Genomic DNA, 20643 nt, shown 5'->3' on the forward strand with positions numbered 1-20643 from the left:
TCAGGACTCCAGGGAACGGTCGTGGTTGTTCAACGCGCCGAACAGGTTTGGACGACGGACGATGGCGACTTTATAAACGATAAATATCGACTTTAAAAGCTAAAAACAAATACAGCGTTTTGTTTTTATCGATTAATGCCGATAGAAATCGGCATTAATCGGCCTGTCACAGGCTCAGAGGCCTTCTTCCAGCACCTTCGACAGCATGTCGACAAAGAAATCCACGCTCTGGCGCGAGGTGACCATCGGCGGTTTGATCTTGAGGATATTCAGGTCATCGCCGGTTGGCTGCATGAAAATCCCCAACTCTCGCAGGCGATCACACAGCAACGTGGTTTCTTCGGTCGCCGGCTCCAGGGTCTGCCGATTGCGGATCAGTTCGACCCCCAGATAGAACCCCGAACCATGCACCGCACCGACCAGCGGATGTTTATCGATCAACGCCTCTAGCCGCTGCTTGAAGTGCCCGCCAACCACCTGGGCGTTTTCCCAGAGTTTTTCTTCTTCCATCACATCGAGCACCGCCATACCGATCTGGCAACTCACGGGACTGCCGCCGGCTGACGAGAAGAAATAACCTTCGGCTTCCAGCGCTTCGGCGATTTCCCGACGGGTGATCACGGCGCCCAACGGCTGGCCGTTGCCCATGCCTTTGGCCATGGTGATGATGTCCGGCACCACGCCTTGCTCTTCGAAACCCCAGAAGAAGTGGCCCATACGCCCGTAACCGACCTGCACCTCATCGGCGATGCACACGCCGCCCCGGGCGCGCACCCGTTCATAGACTTTTTTCAGGTAGCCCGGCGGCAATGAGATCCCGCCTGCATTGCCGTAGACCGGCTCGCAGATGAATCCGGCCAGTTGGCGTTTCTGCTCGTCGATTTTGGCCAGGTTGTGTTCGACGCTGCGCACGTAATCGGGTGCCGAATCGAGGCCTCGGAACTCGCCACGGTAGATGTTCGGCGCAGTCACCGGATGCACCCAGTCCGGACGGCTGCTCAGGGCCTGCGGGTTGTCGGCGATCGAGGTCGATACCGCGTCGGCGCCGACCGTCCAGCCGTGATAGGCCTCCAGCACACTGATTATGTCGCGCCCGCCGCTGTAGGCCCAGGCCAGACGGATCGCCAGATCATTGGCCTCACTGCCGCTGTTGACCAGGAACACCCGGTCCATGCCTTCCGGCGCCAGTTTCAGCAAGCGCTCGGAAAACTCGGCGACTGCCGCATAGTTGAACCGCGAGTTGGTATTGAGCAACGACCACTGCCGGCTCGCGACCGCCGCCATGCGCGGGTGACCGTGCCCGAGCACCGCGACGTTGTTGAGCATGTCGAGGTAGGAGCGGCCCTGCATGTCGATCAGGTGATTGCGCCAGCCGCGTTCGATGCGCGGTGGATCGACGTAATAATGTTTTTGAGTGCGGGCGAAACTGGCGTCACGGCGGGCCAGCAGGGTTTGCGCATCCAGCTCCGGCTCGGCGTCACAAGCCAGGCCCAGCAGCGCCGCTGGCGATGGGGACAGCGCCTGCCACGCCAACGCGCGTGACGGGGTACAGAACAGCGGGGCTTCAAGGAGCGCATCGCGAACCAGTTGCACGATCAACGGACCTTCAACCGAACCCAACACCTGGCCTTTGACCAGCGCCGCGCCGCTGTGCAGCGACGGCGTCACGCCCCACAGGCGCACGCTCAGTTGCGGGCCGTCGAGTCGCAGTGCACCGTCAGCCGACAAATGCAGCACTCCGGCAAACGGCGCTTCCACCGTCGTGCCTTGGGGTACGCGCAATTCAACGTGCAGCGGGAATGTTTCTGGCTCATCGGCGCTGTCAGGCCGGGTGCGCGACAACCGGTATTGTCCGTAGCGACTGGCGGCCAGACCATGAATAGCGGCGGCCTCGTTCAACAGGCGTTGATCGATGCCCGGCTGCTCCCAGTTGCCCGCCTCGAAGTGCGCGCTCAACACACCCAAATCAATCAGCGCAAACTCGCGTCCGACCAGATCCGGCAACAACGGCGCGAAGCCTTCGCTGTCGATGGCTGGCAACGTCTGCCCGACCGCCGAGAGGATCGCCGCCTCCATCAATGCCAGCGACACCGAGGTGGCGACTCGGAAGATTTCCCACTCATGGGTGAGGTTGTCGCGACTGTAAGTGTTGCCCGGATCAATGCTGACCTGTTGCTCGCCACTGAGCACCAGCACCGCCGCCCGCGCCACGATCAGCGGCCACAGCGCCTGCAATTCTTCGCGTTGCAGCGGATTGACCGCGTGGTAGGCCTGCACCGCCGGCAGGATCACGAACGGATCGCCCCCGGCGTGATGCAGTAACGCCGCACAGGTGACCGACAGATCGGTGATGCGCCAGGTGCGCACCAGATCACCGAAATCGATGACGCCCTGCAACTGCCAGTGCCGCCGGGCATCGCGCTGCCAGACCACATTGTCGTCGGTGATGTCCATGTGGATCGCCTGCACCGGCAGTTTTTCCAGCAACGGTTGCAGGCGGCGCCCGGCCTGTTCGGCGGCCTCGGCGATCAGTGCACGCTGGCGCTGATCCTCGATCACTGGCAGCAGATGCTCGATCAACGCACTGGCGTGGCGCGCGTCCCATTGCAAGGTGCGTTCGAGTCCCGGATGGTCGAATCCGGCCAGGGCCTGATCCATTTCGCCGCATAGCCGGCCGAACCCGGCGACGACTTCGTGACCAAGATGATCGAGCTCGGTCAGCGGCTGACCTTCGATGTAGTCGAGCAACCGCACGTGCACCGCCTCACCGTCGATCTCCAACGACAACAGGTCTTGGCCGTCATTGGCCGGGATGACCCGGGGAACGTGGACATCGCAGTGTTCGGCCAGATACTTCAGGCCCGCATGCTGAGCCTGCAACTCCACCAGCGAATAGTCGCCCCGACAGATCTTCAACACGAATCGTCCGCGCTCGCTGTCCACGCGATAGTTGAGGTCCTGCTGGCTGCCCAGTGCCTGCAACGTGCCGTTCAGCCCGTAATGCTGCGCCAGAACCTGCAACGCCTGCTCCGCAGTGACCTGTGGGCCTGGCAGACTGGCGCGATGAATCAACGTGGCGAACGACATGGAACGACCCCTGAAATTTTATTAGGCGTTTATATCGCCATTGCTGCAGACGATAAGCAACCCCCTGGACCGGTTGCAGATTGGGTAATGACTGCCGATACACACAGCTACCATTCAAGGCGACATTTCCCACAAGATTTTCAGATTGCGTTCCACTCCCCTCCACCTCACCCTGACAGGCCCGGATTGATGTAGTGGTCTACCCGATGGCCGGCAGTCGGCCAATAGACTATAAAAAACAACAGAACTCGCGCGCCTCGGCACTTTGCGCAAAAATATCGGTCATTCCACCTTTAACTGGAATTTTTTCATGAATGTAATTACCACCGATCTGCCCGGTGTTCTGATCATCGAACCCAAGGTGTTTGGTGACGAGCGCGGTTTCTTTTACGAAAGTTTCAATGCCAAGGCTTTTGAGGACGCAACCGGTATCAGCCCGCACTTCGTCCAGGACAACCATTCCCGATCACAAAAAGGCGTGCTGCGGGGCCTCCATTACCAGGTGCAACACACCCAAGGCAAACTGGTACGCGTCACCGCCGGTGAAGTTCTCGACGTGGCGGTGGATATTCGCCGCAGCTCGCCGAATTTCGGCAAATGGGTGGCTGTGCGCCTGTCCGCCGACAATTGCCGCCAACTGTGGATTCCGGAAGGTTTCGCCCATGGTTTCGTGGTGCTGAGCGACTACGCCGAGTTCCTCTATAAAACCACGGACTACTACACCCCGGCGGCCGAACGCAGCATTCGCTGGAACGATCCGGATCTCGGCATTGACTGGCAATTGGCTGAAGCGCCGACGCTGTCTGCCAAGGATCAAACCGCAGCCTTTTTCAAGGACGCCGAAGTCTTTTCCTGAAACCTTGTGTGAAATTTCCACGCACGCGTATCCGAAAAAAGCGGATACGCAGATCAGGCCTGGCCCGGGCATAATGCGCCTGTTCCCCCAGGCGCTTGAGGCTCATGACTCCACCCCTTCCCCGCAGACCTCGCTGGCGCAGCCTCGCCCTGTTGGCCCTATGCCTGGCACCGCTGCTGTGGCCGCTGGAACATCTGGCCGAGCGTTATTACCGCAGCGAGCTGACCGGCCAGAACCGTCAAACCCTCGATCTCTACGTGGCCAACCTGCTGGGCACCCTGCATCGCTACGAAGTGCTGCCACAGATCCTCGGCGACCTGCCGGCCCTGCGAGCGGTCGTCGGCGCACCGGACGATGGTGTCACCCAAGGTAATGCCAACCGCCTGCTGAAGAACATCGCCGCTCAGACTGGCGCCGAAGTCATGTACCTGATGGACACCACCGGCCGGACACTGGCAGCGTCGAACTGGGACAAGCACGACAGCTTCGTCGGACGCAATTTCTCGTTCCGGCCCTACTTCAGCGAAGCGATGGCCGGACGCCTGGGCCGCTTCTTCGGCCTTGGCACCACCTCCGCCAAACGCGGCTACTTCTTCGCCGCAGCTGTACGCAATGGCGAGAAAATCATCGGTGTGCTGGTGATCAAGGTCGACCTCGACCACACCGAAAGCCTGTGGGGCAAAACCCCGGAACAATTGCTGGTGACCGATCACAACGGCGTGGTCATTCTCACCTCGCGCCCGGAGTGGCGCTTCAGATCGACCCGTCCATTGAGTAACGACGAACGTTCGGCAATCACCGCGATCCAGCCGTACCCGACTCGCGAACCGCGTCCATTGAACCTCAGCCCGACCGCCTGGCTGACTCAGACCCGGGACATCGAGGAAACCGGCTGGAGCGTCAGCATTCTGGCCCCACGCACCCTGATCGACCGCCCAGTGCGCACCGTGGTGGCCGTCGGCGGCGCCACGTTGCTGGTGGTGATGCTGTTGCTCGGGCTGATGATGCAGCGCCGCCGCCATTATCTGGAACGGATCGCTTTCGAAGCCAAGGCGCGGCGGGAACTCGAAGGCCGGGTCGCCGAACGGACCAGCGATCTGGAAGGACTCAACCGACGTCTGAAACAGGAAGTGCTGGAACGCGAACAGGCCCAGCAGGAACTGGTGCGGGCCCAGGACGATCTGGTGCAGGCCGGCAAACTGTCAGCGCTCGGGACGATGTCGGCGAGCATCAGCCACGAATTAAACCAGCCACTGGCGGCGATCCGCAGCTACGCGGAAAACGCCGAGGTACTGCTCGATCATCAGCGCACCGACGACGCTCGCGGCAATCTCAAGTTGATCAGCGAGCTGACCGGGCGCATGGCGTCGATCATCGCTCACCTGCGCGCTTTCGCCCGCCGCGATCGCCACGCCCCGGAAAGCGTGGCCCTGCAACCGGCACTGGACGATGCATTGGCGCTGCTGGCCAAACGTCGCCGGAGTATGGACGTCGAGCTGATCCGCGACCTGCCCGCCGCAACCTTGTGGGTCGAGGCCGGGGAAACCCGACTGCGTCAGGTCCTCGGCAATCTGCTGGCCAACGCCCTCGACGCCCTGACCGAGAAAGGCCCGCCGCGTAAATTGTGGCTGAGTGCCGAATCCACCGGCGAGGGCGTCAATCTGTACATTCGCGACAACGGCCCGGGTTTCTGCATGGAAGCACTGGGCCGCGCCAGCGAACCGTTTTACACCACCAAGACCCGCACTCAGGGCCTTGGTCTGGGGTTGGCCATTTGCGAAACCCTGATGCGCGCCTTCGGCGGTGAACTGTCGTTCGCCAACCACAAGCAAGGTGGCGCCTTGATCACCCTGCGGCTGCGCGCCGGCGCGCCTGGGGTCAGCCTGCAACCGTCCGAGGATCGAAGTGCATGACCATCGACAACCGCATTCAGGTGGTGCTGATCGACGACGATCCGCACCTGCGTCAGGCCCTGGGCCAGACGCTGGATCTGGCCGGCCTGAAAATCCTTCCGCTGTCCGAAGCCAAGGGTCTGGCCGCTCAACTGGAGCGTGACTGGCCCGGCGTGGTGGTCAGCGACATCCGCATGCCCGGCATGGACGGTCTTGAGTTATTGAGCGAACTGCACGCTCAGGACCCGGAGCTGCCCGTGCTGCTGATCACCGGCCACGGCGACGTACCGCTGGCCGTGCAGGCCATGCGCGCCGGTGCCTACGACTTCCTCGAAAAACCGTTCGCCAGCGACGCCCTGCTCGACAGCGTGCGCCGCGCATTGGCCCTGCGGCGTCTGGTGCTGGACAACCGCAGCCTGCGCATGGCCCTGAGCGACCGCAACGAACTGAGCGCGCGGCTGGTCGGCCAGTCAGCCCCGATGGCGCGCCTGCGCGAGCAGATCGGCGCACTGGCCGCAACCAAAGCTGACGTCTTGATCCTCGGCGAAACCGGTGCCGGCAAAGAAGTGGTGGCTCGCGCGCTGCACGACCTGTCGAGCCGGCGCAACGGCCCGTTCGTGGCGATTAACGCCGGGGCGCTGGCCGAGTCGGTGGTGGAAAGCGAACTGTTCGGCCACGAGCCCGGCGCGTTCACCGGTGCGCAAAAGCGTCGGATCGGCAAGTTCGAATTCGCCAATGGCGGCACGCTGTTCCTCGATGAAATCGAGAGCATGAGCATGGACGTGCAGGTCAAATTACTGCGCATGCTGCAGGAGCGAGTGGTCGAACGGTTGGGCGGCAATCAATTGATCCCGCTGGACATCCGCGTCATCGCCGCGACCAAGGAGGACCTGCGTCAGGCCGCTGATCAAGGCCGCTTCCGGGCGGACTTGTATTACCGCCTCAACGTGGCGCCACTGCGAATTCCACCGCTGCGTGAACGGGGCGAGGACGTGTTGGTACTGTTCCAGCATTATGCTGACGAAGCCAGCGCACGCCATGGTTTGCCGCCCCATGAACTGCAACCGGCGCAAAGAGCATTGCTGCTCCGTCACTCATGGCCAGGCAATGTGCGGGAACTGCAGAACGCGGCGGAGCGTTTCGCCCTTGGCCTGGAGCTGGCACTGGACAACACTCAGCCTGACGGCAGCAGCGCGGCCATCAAGGTCACCAGCGGTGGCCTCAGTGAACAGGTGGAGAATTTCGAGAAGTCATTGATCGCCGCCGAACTGGCCCGTTCACACAGCTCGGTGCGCAGTCTCGCCGAAGCCCTGGGCATTCCGCGCAAGACCCTGCACGACAAACTGCGCAAGCACGGTCTGAACTTCGCCGACAGCAGCCATGGAGACGAATCCGAATGAATCGCGACAGCCGCTATCTGGAATCCATCCTCCATCACGACATTCCGCTGACCCGGGACATGGGCCTCAAAGTGCTCGACTGGCAGGAACAGCAACTACGCCTGCATTTGCCGCTGGAAGCCAACGTCAATCACAAGAGCACCATGTTCGGCGGCAGCCTGTATTGCGGCGCGGTGCTGGCCGGTTGGGGCTGGCTGCACTTGCGTTTGAAAGAAGAAGGCATCACCGACGGGCACATCGTGATTCAGGAAGGACAGATCAGTTATCCGCTGCCGGTAACCGGTGATGCCAACGCCATCTGCGCGGCGCCGAACGCGGCCGTGTGGAAGAGGTTTCTGACGATGTATCAGCGCTACGGGCGGGCGCGATTGACGCTGCATACGCGAGTCGTCAATGCGGGGAGCGATGAGGATGCGGTGACGTTCAGCGGGCAGTACGTCCTGCACCGCTGAAGATTGAGCAATCCCAGGTGTGGGAACGCGATTACGAACGAGCCAGTTCCAGCAGCTTCGCCCGCCACGCGGCTTTGGCCGGCAACGCCAGGAAGAATCCGTTCAACAACGATTCCCGTGGCGGATAGCAGAACGCTTCACCGCTCAAATCCAGCACCTCACCGCCCGCGCCTTCCAGAACGCCTTGGGCTGCCGCCGTATCCCACTGGGAAGTCGGCGCCAGTCGCGGGTAGCAGTCCGCCGCGCCTTCGGCCACCAGACAGAACTTCAGCGAACTGCCGATATTGGCCAGTTGCAACTCGCCCAGGCTCGCACTCAGTCCGGCAAGCAAGCGCTCCTGCTCCGGGCTTGAATGGCGACGACTGGCGACCACGGTGAACGCCTCGCCAGGCCCTGGCACATCACGTACCTGAATTTCCACCGGCGTGCCGCCCGTGTCGCCACGCCAGGCGCCGAGCCCGGCACCGCCGACGTAGTAACGCCCATTGGTCGGCATCGACACCACGCCAAAAACCACCCGGCCGTTTTCGATCAGAGCGATATTGACCGTAAACTCTTCGCTGCCGTTGATGAACTCCTTGGTGCCATCGAGCGGATCCACCAGCCACCAGCGCTGCCAGCCGGCGCGCACACTTTGCGGGATGTCGGCATCTTCTTCGGACAACACCGGAATACTCGGATCCAGCGCGGTCAGGCCGGCGACGATCACATGGTGCGCGGCAATATCCGCAGCGGTGACCGGCGAATCATCGGACTTGGCGGTGACCGCCACATCGGCGCGCCAGAACGGCAGAATCGCCTCGCCGGCACGCAACGCCAGTTCAACCACCGGCGCCATCAACGGATGGGGAAAACTCATAGACATCTCACTCATGACTGGAAAAAGCCGCGCTGGGTCAACAGGTCGCGGGCCAGGTACAACGCCGCCAAGGCACGACCTTCGGAAAATTGCGGATTTTGCGCCAATGAAGAGAGATCCCGCAGGTTGACCTTGTCCACCCGCATCGGCTCCGGCTCGTCGCCTTCCAGTCGCTCTTCATACAGATCGCTGGCAAGCACCACCTGGATTTTCTGGCTCATGTAGCCGGGGGACAACGACAGCTCGGTCAGGTGTTCCAGTTGCCGCGCGCCGTAACCTGCCTCTTCCTTGAGCTCACGCTCGGCCGCCGCCAGCACATCCTCGCCCGGTTCGATCAAACCCTTGGGCAAGGACAGTTCATATTCGTCGGTACCGCCGCAGTATTCCTCCACCAGCACCGCATGTTCGGCATCGAGCATGGCCACAATCATCACCGCGCCGTAACCGGCGCCCTTGCCCACCAGCCGCTCGTAGGTGCGTTCCACGCCGTTGGAAAAGCGCAGTTTCAGCTCTTCCACGCAGAACAGACGACTGGTGGCGACGATTTCGCGGGCAAGTACGGTTGGTTTCTGGCGCATGCAAAGCTCCTTGGCGTGAACGCGCTACTATAACGCGGCTTTTCCGATTGTTTGCGTCGGATATCTTTCTACCGTTCGAGACGTTGCCATGCCTTCATTACCGTGGTCCGACATCGATACCGTTCTGCTCGACATGGACGGCACGTTGCTGGATCTGCACTTCGACAACCACTTCTGGCTGGAACACTTGCCGCAGCGCTACGCCGAACTGCATGGCGTGAGCCGGGCCATGGCGGAAATGGAATTGCAGCCGTTGTTCGAACGCCATGCCGGTCAATTGCAGTGGTATTGCCTGGATTTCTGGAGCGCGGAATTGAAGCTTTCGGTGCGCGACCTGAAGCAGGAGACCGCCCACCTGATTGCCCTGCGCCCGGACGCCGACACCTTTCTGGAAGCAATCAAGCGCGCTGGCAAGCGGGTGATCATGATCACCAACGCCCATCGCGATTCGCTGTCGCTGAAACTGGAGCGGGTTGAACTGGCGCCGTACTTCGAGCGGCTGATCAGCTCCCACGATTACGGTTTTCCCAAGGAGAATCCGCAGTTCTGGGATGCCTTGCAGGCTGATATAGGTTTCGACCCGGCGCGCAGTCTGTTCATCGACGACACCTTGCCGATCCTGCGCAGCGCACGGGATTTCGGTGTAGCGCATTTATTGGCGGTGAGGGAGCCGGACAGCCGCAAGGGGCCGAAGGACACGGCGGAATTCGCGGCGGTCGAGGATTACCGGGATTTGATCGCCGGACTCTGAACGCTGCGGGGGCTGCCAAAGGCAGCTCCCGCAAGCCTGTTGTTACTCGGGAATGCGCAGCGTCTGCCCCGGATAGATCTTGTTCACGTCCTTGAGCAGCGGCTTATTGGCCTCGAAAATCTTGTTGTACTGGTTGGCGTTGCCATACACCGCCAGGGAAATCGCGCTGAGGGTGTCGCCCTTTTTCACTACGACAAAACGTGCGGCAGCCACCACCGGCCCGGTAACCGTGATCTGATCATCGACACTGCCGACGCCTTCAATATTGCCCACCGCCAGCAGAATTTTCTCTTTCTCTTCCTGGCTCGCCACCTCGCCGGTGACCGTCACCTTGTCGCCATCCACCGTCGCCTGAACATTCGGGTTACCCAACCCGACCTTGCTGATGTGTTCCTTCAATTGCTCGCTGGCATTGGCGTTGCCGGGGGTCAGCAGGTCGATCAGCTTCTCACCCGCTTCTTTTACAAAGCTCAAAAGACTCATAGCGCACACTCCTTGATTTAAGTTCCAGACGCCCAAGCCTAGACCACCACAAACCAACCCGGTTCCAGGCCGACCAATGACCCTGTCGCCGCGCAAGCGGTAGAATCGCCCACCCTTGCCAGCGCCCCGGAGCGAAGATGGACATCAAGCAGCTGAAATTCCTCATCGCCCTCGACGAAACACGCCACTTCGGCCAGGCCGCCGCCCGCTGCCACATCACCCAGCCGACCCTGTCGATGCGCCTGCGCAGCCTGGAAGAAGAACTCGATCTGCCGCTGGTCAATCGCGGCCAGCGCTTCGAAGGTTTCACCGCACCAGGCGAACGAGTGCTGGCCTGGGCACGTATGGTGCTGGCCGCTTACGATGGCTTGCAGGCGGAAGCGGCGGCCTGTCGCGGCAACCTGATCGGCACTTTGCGCCTGGGGGTGGTGCCGCTGTCGAGTTTTGATCCGCTGCCGCTGATGCAACGCCTGCACGCTGCACACCCGGAGTTGCGCTTCGAATTGTCGGCGCTGAGTTCGGAGCAGATCCTCGAACAACTGGCGGACAACCGGATCGACATCGGCGTCTCGTATCTGGACCGCCTCGACAACGAGCGTTTCGAATCTCTGGCGTTCGACGAAACCCGCATGGGCCTGCTTTACGATCAGCGCTCCTTCAGCTTCGGCGAGGCACCGCTGAGATGGCAGGCGCTGATCGAGCTGCCGCTGGGCATGCTCACCAGCGGCATGCACTTTCGCCAGTCCATCGACCACAACTTCCACAGCCGTGGCCTGACCCCGCAGCCACTGTTGCAGACCGACGCCGTGCATCAATTGTTACAAGCTGTGCACGGCGGATTCTGCTGCGCGATCATGCCGCTGGACGGCGGCCTCGAACGCCTCACCGACCACCTGCGCCTACAACCGCTCGAAAACGCCCAGACCCTCGCCCGGCTGGGCCTGATCATGCGCCGAGGCGCCCCGCGATCGGCGCTGGCCGAGGCCTGTTTCGCGCTTTATCAGAAATCGCCAACGGCCGCTTGATCGACGGCATCTATCGATAGATCGACACTAGCGATTAGACGCGACAAGTTGCCGCGCCTAGTCTTAGCGTTGATCAATCCGTCGGTGATGCCATGAACGCCAAGCGCCCGGCCTGCGCGGCGCCTGCACTCGAAACGCCCGCGCCCGCCGCCAGTCAGACCTACAGTTACAGCGACCTGCCACTTGTCGAGTCGGCCAGCACTGCGCTGGCCGAGGAAGTTGCACTGGCGATTGCCTACAACGGCATCAGCCAGGCCGTGATGCTGGTAACGCCAACCGACCTCGAAGATTTTATCGTCGGCTTCAGCCTGGGCAGCGGCATCATCGAAGACGCCACCGACATCTATGACCTGCAACTGACCGGTTCGGGCTCGGCGCAATATGCTCAAGTGACCATCGCCAACCGCGCCTTCTGGAACCTCAAGCAGCAGCGTCGGCAACTGGCCGGCACCAGCGGTTGCGGTTTGTGCGGCGTGGAAGCGGTGGAACAGGCGTTGCCCGATCTCAAGGTCTTGCCCGGCGCCCCTTTGCCGCCGGCCGAATGGCTCGACGGTCTGCGCCAGCGCATCGGCGCGTTCCAGCCGCTGGGCCAGCATTGCGGCGCGGTGCATGCAGCGGTGTTCATGAACGCCAGCGGTGAATTGCTGCTGGGCCGTGAAGACATCGGCCGGCATAACGCCCTCGACAAACTGATCGGCGGCCTGATCCGGCAAAAGATATCCACAACCGGCGGCCTGGCGATTGTCACCAGCCGTTGCAGCCTCGAATTGATCCAGAAAGTCCTGCGCGCCGGGATCCAGACCCTCGTCAGTCTGTCCGCGCCCACCGGCCTCGCCGTGCAATGGGCCCGCCGCCACAACCTCAATCTCATCCACCTGCCGCAGAAGAACGCGCCGCGGGTGTATAGCCCAGAAATGGAGAAACACTCGTGAGCCAACACCATCAAGCCGACCAGAAACCCGTCCCGCGCTACAAGCCCTACAAGGGCGCAGCCGGCGGCTGGGGCGCATTGATCAGCGTGGCCCAGGCCTGGTTGACCAGCGACAACGCGCTGAAGAACCTGCGCATGATGCTCAAAACCAACCAAAATGGCGGCTTCGACTGCCCGGGCTGCGCCTGGGGCGACTCGCCGGAAAGCGGCATGGTCAAGTTCTGCGAGAACGGCGCCAAAGCAGTGAACTGGGAAGCGACCAAGCGCCGCGTGGACGGCAAGTTCTTCGCCAAACACAGCGTCACCTCGCTGCTGGAGCAGAGCGACTACTGGCTTGAATATCAGGGCCGTCTGACCGAGCCGGTCGTGTATGACGCCGAAACCGACCGCTACAAGCCGATCAGCTGGGACGATGCCTACGCGCTGATCGGCAAGCACCTGCAAGCCCTGCCGAGCCCGGACCTGGCCGAGTTCTATACCTCGGGCCGCGCCAGCAATGAAGCCGCCTACCTGTATCAACTGTTCGTGCGCGCTTACGGCACCAACAATTTCCCCGACTGCTCGAACATGTGCCACGAAGCCAGCGGTGTGGCGCTCGCACAAAGCGTCGGCGTCGGCAAAGGCACCGTGACCTTCGACGACTTCGAACATGCCGATGCGATTTTCGTCTGGGGCCAGAACCCCGGCACCAACCACCCGCGCATGCTCGAACCGCTGCGTGAAGCAGTGAAGCGCGGCGCCCAGGTGGTCTGTATCAACCCGCTGAAAGAACGTGGCCTGGAACGCTTCCAGCATCCGCAGCACCCGATCGAAATGCTCACGAACGGCGACAAACCGACCAACACCGCGTACTTCCGCCCGGCATTGGGCGGCGACATGGCAGTGCTGCGCGGCATGGCCAAGTTCCTGCTGCAATGGGAACGCGATGCTCAAAAGGCCGGTGCACCGGCGGTGTTCGATCACGACTTCCTCAATGAACACAGCGTCAACGTGCTGGAATACCTCGGCGTTGTTGATGACACGCCGTGGGAGCAGATCGTTGCGCAGTCCGGCCTGACCCTCGTGGAAATCGAGCAAGCGGCGCGCATGTACGCCAAAGGCAAGAACGTGATCATGTGCTGGGCGATGGGCATCACCCAGCACCGCCATTCGGTGCCGACCATCCAGGAAATCGCCAACCTGATGCTGCTGCGCGGCAACATCGGCAAGCCCGGCGCCGGTCTGTGCCCGGTGCGCGGCCACAGCAACGTGCAGGGCGACCGCACCATGGGCATCAACGAGCGTCCGCCAGTGGCGTTCCTCGATTCCCTGGAACGCCGCTTTCAGTTCAAGGTGCCGCGCCACAACGGGCACAACGTGGTCGAAGCGATTCACGCGATGGCCGAGGGTCGCGCCAAGGTGTTCATCGGTCTGGGCGGTAACTTTGCCCAGGCCACACCGGACAGCCCACGCACCTTCCAGGCCCTGAGCAACTGCGACCTGACCGTGCAGATCAGCACCAAGCTCAACCGCAGCCACCTGGCCCACGGCAAGGACGCATTGATCCTGCCGTGCCTGGGCCGTACCGACATCGACATCCAGACCGAAGGCCCGCAGGCCGTCACCGTGGAAGACTCGTTCAGCATGGTGCATGCCTCCAACGGCCAGTTGCAGCCGCTGTCGAACCAGATGCGCTCGGAGCCGTCGATCATCGCCGGCATCGCCGCCGCGACCCTGGGCAGCAAACCGGTGGACTGGAACTGGCTGGTGGCCGACTACCGGCGCATCCGCGAGCTGATCGCTGACACCATTCCGGGCTTCAAGGATTTCAACGAGAAGGTCAAGAACCCGGGCGGCTTCTACCTCGGCAACAGCGCCGGCGCGCGCAAGTGGAACACCACGTCGGGCCGGGCCAACTTCAAGCCGAACATGCTGCCCAAGGACCTGATCCACGAACGCACTCGTGCCACTGGCCAACTGCCGGACCTGATCCTGCAATCGATGCGTTCTCACGATCAGTACAACACCACGATTTATGGTCTCGACGACCGTTATCGCGGGGTGAAGGGACAGCGTGATGTGCTGTTCGCCAACGAGGCGGACATCATCCGTCTGGGCTTCAAGCCTGGGCAGAAGGCTGACATCGTGTCGCTGTGGGACGATGGACGCGAGCGTCGCGTGAAGGGCTTCACGCTGCTGGCGTTCGATATTCCGGCGGGGCAAGCGGCGGCTTACTACCCTGAGGTGAACCCGCTGGTGCCGCTGGAAAGCACCGGGGATGGCAGCCATACGCCGACGTCGAAGTTCATCGCGATTCGGTTGGAAGCAGCGAGCGAGACAGGGCTGATCATGGCCAAATCGGCCTGACACCAAACTTTTCAGCGCCCACAAAAAAGGCCGCTTTTGCATAAAAGCGGCCTGTCCGAAGCAGTTAAAGACCGGCCAAAATCGGTTAAGTTCCACCCAAAAATCAGTAACTTGCAGAATTGTATACAAGTCGTGTTATTCGTCGGATTTCGATTGTCAGCCCTGTTACACAGCCTCAGGATCGCGCCGTCATCCCTTTGAGGCTCCTCTATGAAGTTCTCCCAGATTCTCTTGTTGTCCCTTGGCCTGGTCAGTGGCTTCGCTTCTGCCGGAGGCACCACCGAAGCAGGTGTGGGCGGCGCATTGGGCGGGGTTCTTGGCTCGGTCGTCGGTCAGTCTTTAGGCGGCAGCACAGGTTCAACCATTGGCGCGGCCCTGGGCGGCGCGGGTGGTAGCGCGGTGGGCGCCAACAAACACAGCCGTGGCGAAGCCGCCATTGGCGGTGCGTTGGGCGCAGCCGGCGGTAACGTGGTTGGCCGCAGCATGGGCGGCACCACCGGCAGCCTGATCGGTGCCGCAGCAGGTGGCGGCGCCGGTGGCGCGCTGGGTAACTACATGGGTAACGAGAGTAATCGCGAAGACCGCAATTACGATCGCGGCCGTGACCGTGGTCGCTACTACCGCGACGACCACCGGGGTCGTGGCCATGCCTACGGCCACCGCAAGCATCACCGCTATTACCGCGACTGAGGCTTGACCTCGTTGCCGGTACAGCCAGATCGCAGCTCCCCCGAGCTGCGATTTTTTTTGCCTGTCAAACCGCCAGCCGTTCCAGCGCCTCGCGCAAACCCGCCGGGATCGCCACCGGCTGATTCGACGCCCGATCAACGAACACATGCACGAAACGCCCCGCCGCACAGGCTTCACGCTCGCCAGCCTTGAACACGGCCAGCTCGTATTGCACTGAACTGTTGCCCAGTTTGCCGACCCGCAAGCCGACTTCGATCAAGTCCGGAAACGCAATCGAGGCGAAGTAATCGCAAGACGAACTCACCACAAACCCCACCACCTCGCCATCGTGAATATCCAGGCCACCGACCTGAATCAGGTAGGTGTTCACGGCCGTATCGAAAAAGCTGTAGTAGGTGACGTTGTTGACGTGGCCGTAGGCATCGTTGTCATGCCAGCGCGTGGTGATCGGCTGGAAATGCGGGTAATCGGCGCGTTGCGGCATCGGGTTGGACATCAGTGTCGATTCCTTGAGTGATCGGCCCAGTCTAAAGGTAAAAACCTTTGCCTCGTGCCGCCAACTCGCCAATCAATTGCGCCGGTCGCCATTGATCACCCTGCCGCGTTTCCAGCGCCAGCAAACGCTTATGAATGTCTTCCAATCCCTGATCATCCGCCCACGCCATCGGCCCGCCCCTGTCAGCCGGGAAGCCGTAGCCATTCAGGTACACCTGATCGATGTCATGAGCCGACTCGGCAATCCCTTCCTGCAGAATCTTCGCGCCCTCGTTGACCAGTGCCAGAAGACAGCGCTCAAGGATCTCCTCTGACCCGATGTCACGGCGATGAAACCCCAGACCTTCGCTGACGCTCAACACCAGCGCATCCACCTCGGGATCATGCTCGGCCTGACGACTACCCGGTTCGTAATGGTAGTAACCGTTGCCGGACTTCTGCCCGAACCGCCCCAACTCGCACAAGCGGTTATCCACCTGAACCTCTGGCGCGTCCTGGCCCTCGCCAGCCAGCTCACGAGCACGCCACTCGAGATCAATGCCGACCACGTCGTACATGCGAAACGGCCCCATGGCAAAGCCGAAGCCCTGCAATATCGCGTCGATCTGCTGCGGCCAGGCCCCCTCAAGCAGCATCTTGCGCGCCTCGAGCACGTAAGGATGGAGCATGCGATTGCCGATGAATCCGTGGCAGTTGCCCGAGACCACACTGACCTTGCCCATACGCTTGCCCAGTTCGAGCGCAGCTTCAAGCACGGCTGGCGAGGTTTGCGCACCACGGACTATTTCCAGCAATTTCATGATGTGCGCCGGGCTGAAGAAATGCAGCCCCAGCACTTGCGTCTGCCGTCGTGTCGCCGCGGCAATCGCGTCGATGTCCAACGCCGAAGTGTTGCTCGCCAGCAGGGCTTCGGGTTTCAGCAAGCCATCGAGCTCACGGAAGATCTTCTGCTTGAGTTCGAGATTCTCGTACACCGCTTCGATCACCAGGTCGACATTGCGGATCGCCACATAATCCGCCGCCGTACTGACCCGGGCGATTCGTGCATCGGCCTCGGCCTGATCGATCCGCCCCTGACGCACGTTGTGCGCATAGGTATCGGCCACCGTCTTCAGCGCCTGCTCAAGCATCTGTGGATTGTTATCAACCCATTGCACTGACACGCCGGCGTTGGCCAGGCACATGACAATGCCACGGCCCATGGTGCCGGCGCCGATCACGGCGGCCTGCCGAATTTCGAAGGATGTCTGGCTCATGTTGTTCTCTTGTTGGAGATCCAAAGACAGTCTTCACCATAGTCAGCCCTCGGGCATTTTTGAAGTTCATTACCGTGATGATCGACATTCAGCAGATGGATTCATCTCTTCAAAGATGCGCCTGAGCCCAGGCCCGCACGTCCGCGTAGGGATACATCTCCAGCGATGCATACCCGGAAATGGTCCGCGCCTTGAGCTTGGTAAACAGCGGCACACTGATCCCGCACAGAAACCGCGTCAGCCGCTCCGCTGAAGGCGCACTGCCCGTCTGTTGCTCGTGCCTGTGGATAAAATCGCCGCACAACGCCGAGAAACTTTTATCCACAAGTGCCGGCAATTCCGGAGGTGCCGGGAGCCTGGCAACCTGCCCATGACACACCGAGCAATGCCCGCACTGCTCGGGGGCGTTGTGATCGCCGAAGTACTCCGCCAGTCGATAGCCCAGGCAGCGTTCGGTGGCGAACAATTCGAGCATGGCGTGAATCCGCGCCACTTCGGTCTGTTCGTGGCGGGAGAAGTATTCATGCAGCTCGCCACTCAAGACCTGGCTGTCGAAGGCGCTGTGCAGCACGTTGTAGACCTCGGTCATCTGTTTGCTTTCCAGCTCGACCCAGCCCTTCTCCTGGAAGTAATCCAGCGCCTTCACCACACGATTGCGCTCAGCCGAATATTGCGTGTACATCGCCTCGAAATTCACTGTGGCCCAGGTCCGTGCGCGGCTTGAGGTCTGGATGATGGCCGCGACGAAATCCCTGCGCTCGCCCTCGAAACGCTCAAGCAACGCCTCGGGTTCCAGCAGGTACTTGAAACGGTATTCGGCGTAGTACGCGTAGCGCGGGGCAATCAGCCCTCGCAGCTCCAGTTGCACCAGCAACGTCTTCAATGGCAGCGCACGGATGTTGCTCTGATCCGCCAACGGCCCGAGCAAAAACTCCCACTGACCTTCAGGACCTGCGGCCTGCAATTCATCCAGCACATGGCGAATGCCATCGCGCTCCGGCGTGTCGCCGTAGACGAAGTTTTCCAGCACATTGAGGCTGTCGCGATTGGCCAGCACCAGGCAGTCGGACGGTTGCCCGTCACGCCCGGCGCGGCCGATTTCCTGGCTGTAGTTTTCGATGGATTTGGGCAGATCGAAATGCACCACATTGCGGATGTCGCTCTTGTCGATGCCCATCCCGAAGGCGATGGTCGCGACGATGCAATTGGACTGCCCGCCCATGAAGCGTTTCTGGATCGCGTCCCGCTGTTCGTGAGGCAATCCGGCGTGGTAAGCCTCGGCCTGAATGCCATTGCGCCCCAGATGTTCAGCGATGTGCTCGGCGGTTTTCTGCAAGGTGACGTAGACGATGCTCGGCTGATCCGCACGCTCGGCCATCCACTCTACCAACCGTCGACGCTTGTCTTGACCGCGCACCGGTTCCACCAACAGATTGAGGTTGGGCCGGTAGAAACCGGTGGTCACCACATCCTCGGCAGCGATGGCGAATTTCGCCTGCATGTCGGCGATGACTTTCGGTGTTGCCGTGGCGGTCAGCAGCAAAGTTTGCGGGATCTTGAACTGGCGCTGGTAGTCCGGCAGTTTGAGGTAATCAGGCCGGAAGTTATGGCCCCACTCGGAGATACAGTGCGCCTCATCCACCACCAGCAGCGAGATCGGCACCTGCTGCAAAAAGTTGCGAAAGCGCTCGTTCTTCAACCGCTCCACGGAAATCATCAGGATCTTCAACTCGCCGGAACGGGCGCGAGCCATCACATCATTGGCGACGTCACGGCTCTGTGCCGAATCGATGCTGCCTGCCGAAATGCCATGTCGCCGCAAAAACTCGAGCTGATCCTGCATCAGCGCCAGCAACGGCGAGACCACCAGCGTCAGGTGCGGCAACAGGAGTGCCGGCAGCTGGTAACAAAGAGATTTTCCAGATCCGGTGGGAAAGATCGCCGCCGCCGAACGCCCGGCCAAAACGGCACTGATTGCCGCTTCCTGACCGGGTCGAAATTGTGGATAACCAAAAACCTGTTCCAGGGTGTTGTGCATTCGCTGTCACTCCGTTGACCGCTGTGATGCCAACAGCCTAGCGGGCGATCGCAGCGAGTCGAGAAAAGGTCGGGGGGCAAATCGATACGGGATGATACAGCGTCGGCGGCCCTGCCACGGGATCAAACAAATGAAACACTTTGTTCATCGCCGCGTGAATCGACCCGAGGGTAATGTCCGTCACGCCTCGAGCCAGGACGGCCGATGCGCATGGATTTTTATCAAGGAGTGAACATGTCGAACCATTTGAAACTACCCCTCGCCCTGATCTTTACATCCCTGTTGCTGGGCGCATGCACGCCAGTTCCCGACGGTTTTCCACCGCCCTGGGCTGTCGCCGCGACAGCGGATGAAGCCTCCTCGGCTTAACACCCGCAAGAGCATTGTTATGGCCGTAACACAGCCACCCGCAATTGCTCATCCAGTACCCGCTCATGCACGTCCAGGCTCTTGCTCGCCCAAAGTGCATGGGCCGGGCTGATATCGCCAGTGAATGCCGCCGCCAACTGACGCAAGTCGGCGACGCTGCGCACCCGCGGGCAAAACGCTTGCTCGTCGCAATTCTGGCTGGCGTTGCGATAGGTGCTGAGCAAGCGGTCCCATAGACCGTCGCGCACTTGCCTGATCGACTTGAGCTGCATTTGCTGCACGCCCAGCCGTTGCTTGAGTCCCGGTTCATCCAGGGCTTCGCTCGCCAACAGGGCCTTGCCGAAGATCAGCACTTCAGCACGGGAAGCGGTGTCGATGCTGGCCTGAGTGGTGAGCGCGTCGGGCCAACCGGTGCGCTCCAGATTGGCAAGTGCTAGCCCATTGCTCGTATCGGAGGCCATCGCCAAACGACAACCACTGGCCCACAGCAAAATGATCGAGGCCATTCGTAGCCATTGCATACCTAATTCCCTTTAAGCGAGTGTCGGACATTTGGAAACGCCCTACGGATTCTGGCGCGCACCATACAGAGGTTTACCGGGAATCGCCCGACAAACGCGTGGGAAACTTCGCTCATCAGGGTTTGGCTGTGAAAAATCTGCAAAAACGCGTAGGGCAAATGCCCGAACCCCGGAAAAACCCCTACGAATTCTGTCCATTGTGGCTGTCTTGTCCCACTCGATGGCGCCCTTCTATAGTGGCCGGCGCGGCTGAAAACACTGTGTCGGCCCACCGACGCGACTTCGTAAAGGACACGCCTCAATCATGAACATGTTCAAACCGCTGAATACTCGCTTTCGCCCTCTCAAAACCTGCGACGGCGACACCCCGGTCTTGGTCATCGACACCGAAGCAAAACCGGGTGAACTGCTTAATGCCGCCGATCAACGCCTGCGTGCCGCCAGCGATCTGCTGGAAACTCTTTACTGCTTGTGTTTCAAACAGGCCGACGTAAAAGATATCCCCAACATCGTCAATGCGCTTTATTTGTTGACGCAGGACGGTTGTGATTTGTTGGAAGTTGCCAGGCATCGGATAAACAATTAGAGCCGCCAGCCAAACTTACAAAGTTCGC

Annotated in this window: 18 protein-coding genes; 10 read left to right on the forward strand and 8 right to left on the reverse strand. The window is 61.1% G+C overall.

The window, feature by feature from the left end; all coding sequences use genetic code 11:
- Nucleotides 1–174: 174 nt before the first annotated feature.
- Nucleotides 175–3087 (reverse strand): aminotransferase, encoded by a 2913-nt coding sequence (locus JJN09_RS25520; protein ID WP_249484272.1) that lies wholly within the window; start codon nt 3085–3087, stop codon nt 175–177.
- A gap of 310 nt (nt 3088–3397) precedes the next feature.
- Here JJN09_RS25520 and rfbC point away from each other — a divergent pair, with 310 nt between their 5' ends.
- The 4 genes from rfbC (at nt 3398) to JJN09_RS25540 (ending at nt 7687) form a co-directional block, all read left to right on the forward strand.
- The gene (rfbC, locus tag JJN09_RS25525; protein WP_249484273.1) at nt 3398–3943 is read left to right on the forward strand and encodes a dTDP-4-dehydrorhamnose 3,5-epimerase; all 546 of its coding nucleotides are present in this window, start codon (nt 3398–3400) and stop codon (nt 3941–3943) included.
- 104 nt (nt 3944–4047) lie between these two features.
- On the forward strand, nt 4048–5856 hold the full coding sequence (locus JJN09_RS25530) for an ATP-binding protein (RefSeq protein WP_249484274.1): 1809 nt from the start codon (nt 4048–4050) through the stop codon (nt 5854–5856).
- The gene (locus JJN09_RS25535) at nt 5853–7235 is read left to right on the forward strand and encodes a sigma-54 dependent transcriptional regulator (protein WP_249484275.1); all 1383 of its coding nucleotides are present in this window, start codon (nt 5853–5855) and stop codon (nt 7233–7235) included. The genes JJN09_RS25530 and JJN09_RS25535 overlap by 4 nt, the downstream gene beginning before the upstream one ends.
- Nucleotides 7232–7687, forward strand: a complete 456-nt coding sequence (locus JJN09_RS25540) for a thioesterase domain-containing protein (RefSeq protein WP_249484276.1) — start codon at nt 7232–7234, stop codon at nt 7685–7687. The genes JJN09_RS25535 and JJN09_RS25540 overlap by 4 nt, the downstream gene beginning before the upstream one ends.
- A 31-nt stretch (nt 7688–7718) precedes the next feature.
- Here JJN09_RS25540 and cysQ read toward each other — a convergent pair whose 3' ends face one another.
- On the reverse strand, nt 7719–8552 hold the full coding sequence (gene cysQ, locus JJN09_RS25545) for a 3'(2'),5'-bisphosphate nucleotidase CysQ (protein WP_249490854.1): 834 nt from the start codon (nt 8550–8552) through the stop codon (nt 7719–7721).
- A gap of 5 nt (nt 8553–8557) precedes the next feature.
- On the reverse strand, nt 8558–9124 hold the full coding sequence (nudE, locus tag JJN09_RS25550) for an ADP compounds hydrolase NudE (RefSeq protein ID WP_249484277.1): 567 nt from the start codon (nt 9122–9124) through the stop codon (nt 8558–8560).
- An 88-nt stretch (nt 9125–9212) separates the two neighbouring features.
- Here nudE and yrfG point away from each other — a divergent pair, with 88 nt between their 5' ends.
- Nucleotides 9213–9875 carry a GMP/IMP nucleotidase gene (gene yrfG / locus JJN09_RS25555; RefSeq protein ID WP_249484278.1) on the forward strand — a complete coding sequence of 221 codons (663 nt, stop codon included), beginning with the start codon at nt 9213–9215 and terminating at the stop codon, nt 9873–9875.
- Between the two features lie 42 nt (nt 9876–9917).
- Here the strand turns inward: yrfG and lysM are convergent, their stop codons facing one another.
- Entirely contained in the window at nt 9918–10358 is a 441-nt protein-coding gene (gene lysM / locus JJN09_RS25560) for a peptidoglycan-binding protein LysM (protein ID WP_008080501.1), read from the reverse strand.
- A 137-nt stretch (nt 10359–10495) separates the two neighbouring features.
- On the opposite strand from lysM, the gene JJN09_RS25565 reads away from it, so the two are divergent.
- From JJN09_RS25565 to JJN09_RS25580, 4 genes are all read left to right on the forward strand, one after another.
- Complete coding sequence (locus JJN09_RS25565) at nt 10496–11383, forward strand: LysR family transcriptional regulator (RefSeq protein ID WP_249484279.1); 888 nt, start codon at nt 10496–10498, stop codon at nt 11381–11383.
- 92 nt (nt 11384–11475) lie between these two features.
- Nucleotides 11476–12315 (forward strand): formate dehydrogenase accessory sulfurtransferase FdhD, encoded by an 840-nt coding sequence (fdhD, locus tag JJN09_RS25570; protein WP_249484280.1) that lies wholly within the window; start codon nt 11476–11478, stop codon nt 12313–12315.
- Entirely contained in the window at nt 12312–14660 is a 2349-nt protein-coding gene (locus tag JJN09_RS25575; RefSeq protein WP_249484281.1) for an FdhF/YdeP family oxidoreductase, read from the forward strand. Before fdhD ends, JJN09_RS25575 begins: the two co-directional genes overlap by 4 nt.
- 210 nt (nt 14661–14870) lie before the next feature.
- Complete coding sequence (locus JJN09_RS25580; RefSeq protein WP_248738654.1) at nt 14871–15350, forward strand: glycine zipper domain-containing protein; 480 nt, start codon at nt 14871–14873, stop codon at nt 15348–15350.
- Nucleotides 15351–15414: 64 nt separating this feature from the next.
- On the opposite strand, the gene JJN09_RS25585 is transcribed toward JJN09_RS25580, so the two are convergent.
- The 4 genes from JJN09_RS25585 to JJN09_RS25600 form a co-directional block, all read right to left on the reverse strand.
- Nucleotides 15415–15846: a thioesterase family protein gene (locus JJN09_RS25585; protein ID WP_249484282.1), complete on the reverse strand. Its 432-nt coding sequence runs from the start codon at nt 15844–15846 to the stop codon at nt 15415–15417.
- Between the two features lie 31 nt (nt 15847–15877).
- Nucleotides 15878–17101: a 3-hydroxyacyl-CoA dehydrogenase gene (locus tag JJN09_RS25590; RefSeq protein ID WP_249484283.1), complete on the reverse strand. Its 1224-nt coding sequence runs from the start codon at nt 17099–17101 to the stop codon at nt 15878–15880.
- 109 nt (nt 17102–17210) lie between these two features.
- Nucleotides 17211–19139: an ATP-dependent DNA helicase RecQ gene (locus tag JJN09_RS25595; protein ID WP_249484284.1), complete on the reverse strand. Its 1929-nt coding sequence runs from the start codon at nt 19137–19139 to the stop codon at nt 17211–17213.
- 386 nt (nt 19140–19525) lie between these two features.
- The gene (locus tag JJN09_RS25600) at nt 19526–20029 is read right to left on the reverse strand and encodes a polysaccharide deacetylase (RefSeq protein ID WP_249484285.1); all 504 of its coding nucleotides are present in this window, start codon (nt 20027–20029) and stop codon (nt 19526–19528) included.
- A gap of 304 nt (nt 20030–20333) precedes the next feature.
- Here JJN09_RS25600 and JJN09_RS25605 point away from each other — a divergent pair, with 304 nt between their 5' ends.
- Entirely contained in the window at nt 20334–20615 is a 282-nt protein-coding gene (locus tag JJN09_RS25605; protein ID WP_249484286.1) for a hypothetical protein, read from the forward strand.
- The last annotated feature ends 28 nt before the right edge of the window (nt 20616–20643 follow it).

Origin of the sequence: Pseudomonas sp. HS6 (assembly GCF_023375815.1) — a bacterium.
GTDB lineage: Bacteria > Pseudomonadota > Gammaproteobacteria > Pseudomonadales > Pseudomonadaceae > Aquipseudomonas.